Raw genomic sequence first — 11,940 nt, 5'->3', positions numbered from 1 at the left:
TCTGGGTCGCGAAACCGGCGTTTATGGTCGCGAAGTTTGCCATAAACGTGGACTTTTGGCGCCTTTCTCCTGCTAAACGCGATCCCCCTGTAGGAGTGAGCCTGCTCGCGATAGCGGTCTGTCTGCCAGTGATAATGTGACTGACACACCGCAATCGCGAGCAGGCTCACTCCTACAGGGGATTGCGTATGGCTCAAGGTCAGTGCTCGACCTGAGTCCACTGCTTGTTCAGGCGTTTGTCAGAAATCGGCGTTTTCGTGCCCAACTGCTGGGCGAACAGCGACACCCGGTATTCCTCGAGCCACCAGCGATACAGCTCAAGCTGCGGATCGCGTTTGCCTTCCTGCGCATGTTTCGCCGCGCGGGTCTGGTATTGCGCCCAGAGGCCGGCGAGTTCGCCGCTCCAGACGCGATCCTTCTGCACCTGCGCACCGAGCTTTTCGAAACGCTGCTCGACCGCTTTCAGGTAACGCGGCAACTCTTTGAGCCACTGCATCGGCGTCTCGCGGACAAAACCCGGATACACCAGATTGTTGATTTGCTGCTTGATGTCATTCAGCGCCACGGCTTGCGCCAGATCAATCTTGCCCTTGAAGCGTTTTTGCAGACCGTGCCAGAGCTTGAGAATCTCCAGCGTCAACCGGGCCACGCGCTCGGCATGCTCGGTCCAGTTGCCGCGTTTGCGCTCGGCCAATGCCGCCAACCCGGCGCCGTCGCGGGGCAAAGGGTCTCCGCCTTCGAGAATGCAGCTGTCGAGGCTCGCCAGGAGAATGTCTTCAACCAGCGCATCAACGCGGCCCAGCTCGCGATAGAGCAAGCCCAGTTCGGTCTGCCCCGGCAACTTGCTGCGCAGGAACTTGGCCGGCTCCGCCAGTTGCTGCATCAACAAGCGCTGCAAGGCACGACGATGCTGGAACTCGGCCTCGGCCGGGGTCGAGAAGCGCCCTTCCTTGACCGTTCCGCCCTCTTCGACCAGCGCCGGATACACCGTCATCGACAGCCCGGCGATCTTCTGCTGAGTCTTTTCCGCCACCGGCGCAAAGACCTTCGCCTCCACCGGTTGCTGGCTTTTCGCACTTTGCGGCACGGCCAGTGCGGCCTGACTGGCTTCGGCAAACCGCGCGGTCAGCTCGGCCAGATCGCGACCTTCACCGAGGAATTTGCCCTGGCCATCAACGATTTCCAGGTTCATCCGCAGATGCCCTTCGACGCCTTGCTCGGCTTCTGCCCACGCCTCATCGCTGACCCGCGCGCCGGTCATGCGCAGTAATTCGCGGCCCAGCGCTTGCGGCAACGAGCCTTCGGCCAAGGTCATGCGTTGCAAGGCAGCCTTGATGAAGTCCGGCACCGGCACAAAATTCTTGCGCAGCGCTTTCGGCAGGTTGCGCACGAGGGCGATGCACTTGGCCTCGATCAGCCCCGGTACCAGCCACTCCAAGCGCTCCGGCGGCAGCATCGGCAACAGCGGTGCCGGCACGCGCAGGGTCACGCCGTCGCGTGGGTGATTGGGTTCGAAGTGATAGGTAAGCGCCAGTTCCAGATCACCGATGTGCAACGTGTCCGGGTAATCGCGCGCGGTGACTTCACTGGCCTCGCGGGCCAGCACGTCCTCTTCGCGCATGATCAGCAATTGCGGGTTCTTCTGGCTGTTGATGCGGTACCAGCTGTCGAAGGTCGCGGTCTGATGAATCTCCGCCGGCAGCCGCGCATCGTAGAACGCGTACAAGGTTTCTTCGTCGGCGAGAATGTCGCGGCGACGAGCCTTGGCTTCCAGTTCGTCGAGCTGTTCCAGCAGTTGTTTGTTGGCGCTCAGACACTTGGCTTTCGACTGAATCTCGCCACGCACCAGACCTTCGCGGATAAACAGCTCGCGGGAACCCACCGGGTCCACGGGGCCGTAATGCACCGGCCGGCGGCCGACCACGATCAGCCCGAACAGGGTGATCTGTTCGAACGCCACGACCTGGCCGCGCTTCTTCTCCCAGTGCGGTTCGAAATGGTTTTTCTTGATCAGGTGCCCGGCCAGCGGCTCGATCCAGTCGGCGTCGATCTTGGCGACCATGCGCGCGTATAGCTTGGTGGTTTCCACCAGTTCGGCGGTCATCAGCCATTGCGGGCGTTTTTTGCCGATGCCCGACGACGGATGAATCCAGAAGCGTCGCTGACGCGCGCCAAGGTAATCGCCGTCCTCGGTTTTCTGGCCGATCTGGCTGAGCAGACCGACCAGCACGGCTTTGTGCAGTTTCGGGTAATCCGCCGGCTCTTTATTCAGGTTCAACTGCATGTCGCGGCAGATCAGGCTCAACTGGCGATGGGAATCACGCCACTCGCGCAGACGCAGATAATTGAGGAAGTTCTTCCGGCACCAGTTGCGCAGCGGACTCGCAGTCAGCGCCTGGCGTTGCTCTTCAAAACCACGCCACAGATTTACCAAACCGGCGAAATCCGAATCGACATCCTTCCACTGTGCGTGAGCCTGATCGGCCGCTTGCTGACGTTCCGGCGGACGCTCGCGCGGGTCTTGAATCGACATGGCACTGGCGACGATCAGCACTTCCTGCAGGCTGCCGAGCTTGGCCGCTTCGAGCAACATGCGGCCCATGCGCGGGTCGACCGGCAGGCGCGCAAGTTGGCGACCGAGCGGGGTCAACTGGCTGTTGCGATCCACCGCCGAGAGTTCTTGCAGCAGGTTGAAACCGTCACTGATCGCCTTGCCATCCGGCGGCTCGATAAACGGGAATGCGGTGATCTCGCCGAGGCGCAGATGCAGCATCTGCAGGATTACGGCGGCGAGGTTGGTGCGCAGAATCTCCGGATCGGTGAATTCCGGGCGGCCGTTAAAATCTTCTTCGCTGTACAGCCGAATGCAAATGCCCGGCTCGACCCGACCACAACGGCCTTTACGCTGATTGGCGCTGGCCTGGGAAATCGCTTCGATCGGTAGACGCTGCACCTTGGCGCGATAGCTGTAGCGGCTGATGCGCGCGGTGCCGCTGTCGATCACGTAACGGATGCCCGGTACGGTCAGCGAAGTCTCGGCAACGTTGGTTGCCAGCACCACGCGACGGCCCGGGTGCGACTGGAAAATCCGCTGCTGCTCGGCGGGCGACAAGCGCGCGTACAGCGGCAGGATTTCAGTGTGTTTGATCTGGGCCTTGCGCAGCATGTCAGCGGCGTCGCGAATCTCACGCTCGCCGGGCAGGAACACCAACACATCACCGGGGCTGCGGCGTTCGCTGCGTTCGTAAGCGGCAATTTCATCGAGGGTAGCGAGGATCGCCTGATCGACGGTCAGGTCATCCTCGACGCGGTTGCCCTCTTCGTCCTGCTCCAGGGTCAGCGGGCGATACCAGGTGTCCACCGGGAAGGTGCGACCGGACACCTCGACAATCGGCGCATCATCGAAGTGCTTGGAGAAACGCTCCAGATCGATGGTCGCCGAGGTGATGATGACTTTCAGATCCGGGCGACGCGGCAACAGGGTTTTCAGGTAACCGAGCAGGAAATCGATGTTGAGGCTGCGTTCATGGGCTTCGTCGACGATGATCGTGTCGTAGCGTTCGAGGTAGCGATCGTTCTGGGTTTCCGCGAGCAGGATGCCATCGGTCATCAGTTTGATCAGGGTGTTGGAATCGCTCTGATCTTCGAAACGCACCTGATAGCCGACCAGCGAACCGAGCGGCGTGCCGAGTTCTTCGGCGACGCGGCTGGCGACGCTGCGAGCAGCGATTCGGCGTGGTTGCGTATGGCCGATCAGACCGTGCTGACCGCGACCGATTTCCAGACAGATTTTTGGCAACTGGGTGGTTTTGCCCGAGCCGGTTTCGCCGGCGATGATCAGCACCTGGTGTTTTTCCAGCGCCTTTTTGATCTCGGCGCGCTTGGCCGCGATCGGCAGGCTGTCGTCGTAACGAATCACTGGCAGGCTGGCCTTGCGCGCCAGCACTTGATCACAGGACGCCTGCATGCGCGTCACCCACTGAGCCAGTTTGGCCTCGTCGGGTTTCTTGCGCAGCTCAAGCAACTGCCGCCGCAGCCGGTGACGGTCGGCGAGCATGGCGTGATCGAGGTTTTTCAGCAGTTTGTCGATGGAGGGCGATTCGTCGGTCATCGGGTAGGCAATTCGGTCGTCTATTTATGCAGGGGGCGGATTGTCGCAGATTTGGCGGATTTGTGGCGTGTCTGGGGGATTGCTGCCCTCACCCTAGCCCTCTCCCGGAGGGAGAGGGGACCGATTGGGGGATGCTTCAAAGGTACATCGACCTGAAAGAGCTTTGCCGAATCCATAATCGCCAAGCTCTTTCAGGTCGGCGTTTGACTTGAGACATCTCGGTAGGCCCCCTCTCCCTCTGGGAGAGGGCTGGGGTGAGGGTTTCAGGCCTTACTCGTTATCCAACCCTTTACGCCGATAGGGAAAGACGTCTATGACTTTGCCGGCACGAATCGCCTCTTGCAGGCTCTTCCAGTAATCGGCGTTATACAACTCGCCATGCAACTGATCGAACAACTTGCGCTGCCCCGAATCGGCAAACAGGAACGGCGGAAACTCCTCAGGAAACACATCCAGCGGCCCGATCGAATACCACGGTTCGGAGGCCATTTCGTCTTCCGGCGTACGCGGCGCGGGAATGTGACGGAAGTTGGCCTCGGTCAGGAAGCAGATTTCGTCGTAGTCATAAAACACCACCCGCCCGTGCCGGGTGACGCCGAAGTTTTTCAGCAGCATGTCACCGGGAAAGATGTTCGCCGCCGCCAATTGCTTGATCGCCAGGCCGTAATCCTCCAGCGCCTCACGTACCTGCGCATCGTTGGCGTTTTCCAGATACAGATTGAGCGGGGTCATCCGCCGTTCGGTCCAGCAGTGCCGGATCAACACGGTGTCGCCCTCGACTGAAACCGTCGATGGCGCGACTTCCAGCAATTCCTCAAGGCACGCCGGATCGAATTTGCTCAGCGGAAAACGGAAGTCGGCGAACTCCTGGGTATCGGCCATACGCCCTACCCGGTCGACGCTTTTCACCAATCGATACTTCTCGATCACCGTGGCACGGTCGACGTTTTTCGAAGGCGAGAAACGGTCCTTGATGATTTTGAACACGGTGTTGAAACCCGGCAGGGTAAACACGCTCATGACCATGCCACGCACACCCGGGGCCATGATGAACTGGTCATCGGTATTGGCCAGATGGTTGATCAGTGCGCGGTAGAACTCGGACTTGCCGTGCTTGTAGAAGCCGATCGAGGTGTACAGCTCGGCGATGTGTTTGCCCGGCAGGATGCGTCGCAGGAAACCGATGAATTCCGCCGGTACCGGCACATCGACCATGAAGTACGAACGGGTGAACGAGAAGATGATCGACACATCGGCTTCGTCGGTGATCAGCGCATCGATCTGGATCCCGCGCCCTTCGCGGTGCAGCAGCGGGATCACCAGCGGCCATTGCTCGTCGCGGGTGTAAATGCGCCCGACCAGGTACGCGCCCTTGTTGCGGTACAGCACCGAGGAAAACAGCTCGACGCTGAGCTCAGGATCTTTGCACACCCAGTCCGGCAGGTTCTCGCGCAGCTGCGCTTCGAGGCGAAGCAAGTCGCCGGGCAGATCGGCGTAATCCTCGCTGAAACGGTAGTCGGCAAAAATGCTCGCGAGCATCCCCGACAATTGCCCTTGCGGTTTGTAGGTACGGGTTTGCGCGGCGCGGGCGCGGCGCAGGCTCGGGCGCGTGGTGTGGATGAACATGCAGCCGTCGCTGATCAGGTCATGGCTGAACAGCCCGCAGAAAATCGAGTTGTACCAGGTCTCGGACAGCTCATCGTCGAATCGCAGGTCGATGACGCTGATGTAGGCACTTTTCACCAGCGGCCAGCAGCTGACATTCATCAGCGTTTCGTCGTCGAAGTATTCGCGCAGACGGGCGATGGTTTCGCCGACCTTGTCTTCGTAGAGGTTGATCCGCGCTGCCGACGCGGTTTGCGTCTCCTGCCAGCGCGCCTGCTCGAAACGCTCCCGGGCGCCGTCGGTGATGCGCCGGAAATGCTCGCGGTAATCGTCAAAGCCATCGAGGATCATGCGGGCGATGTCGGTGGCTGGCCATTGCTGCGGCATAGATAAGACCTCGGCGTGCGTTTGGAAATCTGTGCCTGAGCTTAGCTACGGATGCGCGCACAGGTGAAGTGCAATTTCTGCCAAATCTGCGCCGGGGTTGTACGCCAACAGCGTTTTTGCAAAGTTTTTTTAATCGACCGTTCGGTCAGTTAAGCGCCTGAGCGGTGCTGCCTCTCATCCTGCGCCAGCCCGCGAATTCTCTGGGCTTCGGATCCAATAGAAAGCAGACGCGTCTAGGCCGTGGCTTTGCTGCAAATTCACGCACCCTCAGCGACGACGCCAGATTGGTCTTACCAAAATAGTGGCACTTTGATATATAGCCCGCCATCACCCGCCTCACAACAAGATCCTCGGTCCACGAGGACGACCTCTCCCCCTCAAAGATCAAGGAGCACACTGATGTCTATCCGGAATCTGCGCATAGGTTTGCGCGCCAGTTTGAGCTTTGCCGTTTTGGCCAGTCTGCTGGTGGTGGTCGGCCTGTTCGGTCTGGGCCAGATGAAAACCCTGCGCGAAAGTGCGGCAGTGATCGAAGAATCATGGATGCCCAGCATCGAGAGCATTCATGACGCGGCGGCGAACATCGCCAGCATCCGCCTCGAATCGTTGCGTCTGATCACTAACTCCCAGCCTGCGGTGCGCGACCGAAGCAAAGGCATCCTCAAGGCGCAACGCGAGGAGTTGCTCAAACGCCTCAACGACCACAAAGCCTTGATCGCCAGTGATCAGGAACAGGCGATGCTCGACGGCTTGAACGCGGCCGTCGGCAAATACCTGAGCATTCTCGACCAGATTGTCAGCCAGATTGACGCGGGGCAGAACGAGCAGGCTGCCACGCGTTTGAGCAACGAACTGGCACCGCAGGGCACAGTGCTCGACAAGACGCTGGAGCAGATGATCAGCCTCAATCAACAAGGTGCAGACGACGCCGCCGATGCCGCCGCAGCCATGTATGAACGGGCATTGTGGATCGTCGCGTCGATCATCGTGGTCGCCCTGATTGCCACCTTGCTATTGGCCTGGCTGCTGACCCGCAGCATCACCACCCCGATCAATCAGGCACTGGATGTCGCGCGGCGCATTGCTGCCGGCAATCTCAGTGGCGAAATTATCAGTAGCGGTAAAGATGAAGCCGCGCAGTTGCTCGAAGCCCTCGCCGAGATGCAGGGCAATCTGCGCTCGACCATTCGCGGTATCAGCGAATCGGCACAGCAACTGGCTTCCGCTGCCGAGGAAATGAGTTCGGTGATGGAGCAAAGCACCCGCGGCCTGCAGCAGCAGAACGATCAGATTGAACAAGCCGCCACCGCGGTCACCGAGATGAGCACGGCGGTGGACGAAGTCGCGGCCAATGCGGTGTCCAGCGCCGAGGCGTCTGCCGCATCCAACGAGGACAGCAAGCACGGCCACGTGCAGGTCAGCGAAACCATTAGTTCGATTCAGGAGCTGGTCGATGCGGTACTCGGTGCTTCCGCACAAGCCGAGGGCCTGGCCACTCAGGCGCAGGACATCAGTAAAGTGCTGGAGGTGATTCGCGGGATTGCCGGGCAGACCAATCTGCTGGCGCTCAATGCGGCGATCGAAGCGGCACGCGCCGGTGAAGCCGGGCGCGGTTTTGCCGTGGTCGCCGATGAAGTGCGTTCGCTGGCGCAACGCACGCAGAACTCCACCGAAGAAATCGAGCTGATGATCAGCAGCATCCAGCAAGGCACCGGGGCAACCGTTGGCGCTTTGCAGAGCAGTGCCCAGCAGGCGGGTCAGACGTTGCGCCGCGCCAACAGTGCCGGTCAGGCACTGGAAAAAATCACCGCGTCGATCTCGCAGATCAACCAACGCAACCTGGTGATCGCCAGCGCGGCCGAGCAACAGGCATTGGTGGCGCGTGAGGTCGATCAGAATCTGGTGACCATCCGTGACCTCTCGACCCAAACCGCCGCTGGCGCCACTCAGACCTCGGCTGCAAGCCAGGAACTGTCGCGTCTGGCGGTCGATCTCAACGATCTGGTGACACGCTTTGCGATCTGACCGATAAGTTGCATGCCCGAATAGCGGTTGCCTTCGTCAGGGCGCTCGGCAACACTCTCGTCCCGATCAAGGAAGGAGACCCGCCGTGAGCCCTGTCGATATTTTCCGTATGTTGTCGCTGGCGGCCATCTGGGGCGCAAGTTTTCTGTTCATGCGCATTATTGCGCCAGTGATCGGCACGATTCCGACCGGATTTTTTCGCGTGTCCATCGCTGCCGCCGGCCTGTTGGTGATCCTCGGTCTGATGCGCGTGCGCTGGGATTTCAAAGGCAAACTGAAAACCGTGATGCTGCTGGGCGTGATCAACTCGGGCATTCCGGCGACGCTGTATTCGGTTGCCGCCCAAGTACTGCCAGCCGGCTATTCGGCGATTTTCAACGCCACCACGCCGCTGATGGGCGTGCTGATTGGCGGGTTGTTCTTCAGTGAAAAACTCACCGCAGCCAAACTCGGCGGGGTGTTCCTCGGCCTGTTCGGTGTTGGCGTGCTGACCCGCGCCGGTCCCGTGGCATTTGACATGCAGCTATTGATGGGCGCCCTCGCCTGCTTGCTGGCGACCACTTGTTATGGTTTTGCCGGTTTCCTCGCGCGTCGCTGGCTGGATCAGGCCGGTGGACTGGACAGCCGATTGTCGGCGCTGGGCAGCATGCTCGGTGCGACGTTGTTCCTGTTGCCGTTGTTCGGCTACAGCGTGATCACGTCACCGCCGGTCAGTTGGGGCGGCTGGAATGTCTGGTTGTCGCTGTTGGGCCTGGGTCTGGGCTGCACGGCGTTTGCCTACATCATTTACTTCCGCCTGCTCAGCTCGATCGGTCCGGTGAAGTCGATGACCGTGACCTTCATGATTCCGCCGTTCGGGGTGCTGTGGGGGGCTTTGCTGCTGGATGAGCCGTTGTCGATGGCGCACATTTATGGCGGGGTGTTGATTGCTGCGGCGTTGTGGTTGGTGTTGAAGCCGGCGGTAGTGAAACCTTCGCAGGTAACAGCCCGCTAGACTTCTGGCGCTGCTGAAATGGCTATCGCGAGCAGGCTCACTCCTACAATTGGAATGCGTTCCCCTGTAGGAGTGAGCCTGCTCGCGATCGGCGGCCTAAAAGCCGCCACCTGACGATCTGTTACCCCCTTTCACGAAACACAAATGCCAAGCCGACCACAATCAACAACATCCCCAGCACACTCAACGCCGCCAGGCGATTGCCGAAAATCAGATAGTCCATCACCGCCGTCACCGCTGGCACCAGGTAAAACAGACTGGTGACATTCACCAGATTGCCCCGCGCGATCAGCCGATACAGCAACAACGTCGCCAGCACCGAGACCACCAGCCCCATCCACAACACCGGCACGATAAAACCTGTGCTGTGTTCAAAATGGAACGGCTGAAACGACACGAAGATCCCGCACAACAACAGCCCGGCCAGATATTGCACCGGCAGTGTGCCGAGGGGATTGTCGGTGATGCGTTTCTGCATGATCGAGCCCAGCGTCATGCTCGCCAGCGCCAGCAGACCAAACAGCATTCCCACCAAGGACATCCCGGCCAGACCGATGCCTTGGTAAACCACCATGATCAGCCCCGCCAATCCCAAGGCCAGACCGAACATCCGACTCGCCGAGCGCTGCCGCTCCATCAACACCACGGTGAGAATCGGCTGCACGCCCATGATGGTCGCCATCACGCCTGGAGTGACTTTGCTGTTCAGGGCCAGTAGATAAAAGATCTGATAGGCCCCCAACAACACCACACCCGTGGCAATCGCAAACATCACCGGTTTGCCGCCCTTGGGCAGCTTCAGCTTCAGCAGCGGCGCCAACAGCATCAGCCCACACAAGGCGATCACAAAGCGAATCAACAGAAAGGCAAACGGCGAAGCGTGGGCCAAACCCCATTTGGAGAAGATCGCCCCGCTGCTCCACAGCAGAACGAACAGGCTCGTGGACGTCGCCGCGAGCGCGGATTTTTTCGACAGGACAAACATGAATACCACCTGTAGTCAGGCAAGAAGCCAACTCAGCCGAAGCTGAAATTCAGTAGGTTTTTCTGGCGGGCGGCAGGACTCAGCAGACAGTGCTGATCAGCCCGAAACGCCAACGCCCGGCGGTGATACGACTGCGCACACCGGCGTGCTACTGACAGGTGGGGGGTAATGACTGATCTGCTTGGGCTGCTGATTCCCGCACGGCACGACGCCAGCGTTGACCGCTGAATCGACTACCGCGTTGATGAGGGATGCAGGCATTTGCGCAGATCTTTTTTGAGAGGGTGGAAGGTGAGGCATACGACTCACGAGCGCCGACTATAACCAGCGTGAGACATGGATTGCAATGATTTGGACAAAGGGCCAGCAGGGACAGTTGGCCGCAAGGTGAATAGGCTGGATTGCAATCGCGACACCCAACCATGGGGGACAAGGGCTAATTTGGTAAGACTAGTATCGGACAACTGCTCATTTAATGATCAATGCCGGAGACACCATGAAGGCTGCCGTTGAAAAAAAGGCGCCAGGCGCCAGATCGATAAAAGCTGATAGAAAACGCTCCTCCGGAAGGTTGTCTGAACGGGAGTTGCACCGAATCAGAGAAGCATTGGTGAATCCAGCCGCGGAAGAGCCAGGAGGCGTCCTCGCTGGCGCCTCGTTCACCTTCTCTTCATAATAAAAAACCGCTCACAAGGAGCAGTTTTTTATTACAACATCCAGCCTTAACCAAACAGCCAATACCCCAACAACGTCAACACCACCACCGCCAGCACCGGCCGCATCACGCGGTAGGCTTTCGGATGACGACGTTTCCACTGTTTGACCACGCCGCTGAACTTGTCGCTGAAGTTCTTGCTCCAGGCATAGGCCTGGTTGATCCCGCCGACGCGTTCGTCATCAAGGTTTTGCGGTGCGGTGGCACGGCCAAGCCAGGCGCTGATCGCGCGGTTGATGCGAGTCATGAGGCGGTTGCTCAGCGGACGCTCGACGTCGCAGAACAGGATCACGCGGGTTTGGTCGGTTTCGTTCTTGACCCAGTGCACGTAGGTCTCGTCGAACATCACGTCTTCGCCGTCACGCCAGGCGTACACCTGACCATCGACGAAGATCCGGCAATCATCGGAGTTTGGCGTCGACAAACCGAGGTGATAGCGCAGCGAGCCGGCAAACGGATCGCGGTGCGGGTTCAGGTGACTGCCACCCGGCAGCAACGCAAACATCGCACCTTTGACGTTGGGAATCGCACTGACCAGCGCCACGGTTTTCGGGCACAGGGTTTCAGCCGACGGCAGCGGTTTGTCGTACCACTTGAGGTAGAAACGCTTCCAGCCCTTCTTGAAGAACGAGCCGAAACCGGCGTCGTTGTTCTTTTCCGCCGCGCGAATATAGCCTTCGTCGAACAGGTGCATGGCCTCGTCGCGAATGGTTTCCCAGTTGTCGCGCAGTACGTCCAGTTCCGGGAATTTGCTGCGATCCAGGTACGGCTTGGACGGTACGCCGGAGAACAGGTACATCAAGGCGTTGTACGGGGCGAACAGCGCCGAGTGGTTGACGAACTGGCGCAGAACCGGCAAACGCGCCTTGCCGCGCAAATGCACATACAGGATGCTGCCCACAAACAGCAGCAGCACCAATATCTTGGCGGCTAACGAAAAGGTCATCAACGACTCCTTGAATAAAGACAACGCTGCGCAATGCCCTTTACCCGGCATGGCAGCCGGCCATGATAAACACTACCGGCGCCGGGCAAAACCCGCCTTACACAAGATTCAGTGTTAAGAATTGCGCAACAAAGCATTTATTAGCATAACGATCCTGAACCCTGGCTGACCT

General features: G+C 59.5%; 7 protein-coding genes. 2 read left to right on the top strand and 5 right to left on the bottom strand.

Translation table 11 applies throughout. The annotated features are described in order from the left end of the window. Positions 1-199: 199 nt before the first annotated feature. Positions 200-4,111 (bottom strand): ATP-dependent RNA helicase HrpA, encoded by a 3,912-nt coding sequence (hrpA, locus tag AC5SEM_RS03835; RefSeq protein WP_495472212.1) that lies wholly within the window; start codon positions 4,109-4,111, stop codon positions 200-202. A 270-nt stretch (positions 4,112-4,381) separates the two neighbouring features. Further along, entirely contained in the window at positions 4,382-6,103 is a 1,722-nt protein-coding gene (gene aceK, locus AC5SEM_RS03830) for a bifunctional isocitrate dehydrogenase kinase/phosphatase (RefSeq protein WP_212622745.1), read from the bottom strand. Positions 6,104-6,502: 399 nt separating this feature from the next. On the opposite strand from aceK, the gene AC5SEM_RS03825 reads away from it, so the two are divergent. Both AC5SEM_RS03825 and AC5SEM_RS03820 read left to right on the top strand, forming a co-directional pair. After that, positions 6,503-8,128, top strand: a complete 1,626-nt coding sequence (locus tag AC5SEM_RS03825; protein WP_495472211.1) for a methyl-accepting chemotaxis protein — start codon at positions 6,503-6,505, stop codon at positions 8,126-8,128. Positions 8,129-8,213: 85 nt separating this feature from the next. Beyond that, a complete protein-coding gene (locus AC5SEM_RS03820; RefSeq protein ID WP_123594763.1) occupies positions 8,214-9,122 on the top strand; it encodes a DMT family transporter in 909 nt (302 codons plus the stop codon). A gap of 121 nt (positions 9,123-9,243) precedes the next feature. On the opposite strand, the gene AC5SEM_RS03815 is transcribed toward AC5SEM_RS03820, so the two are convergent. From AC5SEM_RS03815 to AC5SEM_RS03805, 3 genes are all read right to left on the bottom strand, one after another. After that, positions 9,244-10,107: a DMT family transporter gene (locus tag AC5SEM_RS03815; protein ID WP_495472210.1), complete on the bottom strand. Its 864-nt coding sequence runs from the start codon at positions 10,105-10,107 to the stop codon at positions 9,244-9,246. 96 nt (positions 10,108-10,203) lie between these two features. Next, the gene (locus AC5SEM_RS03810) at positions 10,204-10,368 is read right to left on the bottom strand and encodes a hypothetical protein (RefSeq protein ID WP_162835961.1); all 165 of its coding nucleotides are present in this window, start codon (positions 10,366-10,368) and stop codon (positions 10,204-10,206) included. 461 nt (positions 10,369-10,829) lie between these two features. Next, positions 10,830-11,768, bottom strand: a complete 939-nt coding sequence (locus tag AC5SEM_RS03805; RefSeq protein ID WP_495472209.1) for an aspartyl/asparaginyl beta-hydroxylase domain-containing protein — start codon at positions 11,766-11,768, stop codon at positions 10,830-10,832. Positions 11,769-11,940 lie beyond the last annotated feature (172 nt).

It is taken from the genome of Pseudomonas sp. CH61, from assembly GCF_059429415.1.
Note: the sequence above shows the minus strand (reverse complement) of the source record. Positions and strands in the feature narration are given on the sequence as shown.

Bases quoted from the DNA above. Each gene is read 5' to 3' on its own strand.
- AC5SEM_RS03825 (WP_495472211.1), top strand. From the start codon at position 6,503: ATGTCTATCCGGAATCTGCGCATAGGTTTGCGCGCCAGTTTGAGCTTT.
- aceK (WP_212622745.1), bottom strand. From the start codon at position 6,103: ATGCCGCAGCAATGGCCAGCCACCGACATCGCCCGCATGATCCTCGAT.
- hrpA (WP_495472212.1), bottom strand. From the start codon at position 4,111: ATGACCGACGAATCGCCCTCCATCGACAAACTGCTGAAAAACCTCGAT.
- AC5SEM_RS03810 (WP_162835961.1), bottom strand. From the start codon at position 10,368: ATGCCTGCATCCCTCATCAACGCGGTAGTCGATTCAGCGGTCAACGCT.
- AC5SEM_RS03805 (WP_495472209.1), bottom strand. From the start codon at position 11,768: ATGACCTTTTCGTTAGCCGCCAAGATATTGGTGCTGCTGCTGTTTGTG.
- AC5SEM_RS03815 (WP_495472210.1), bottom strand. From the start codon at position 10,107: ATGTTTGTCCTGTCGAAAAAATCCGCGCTCGCGGCGACGTCCACGAGC.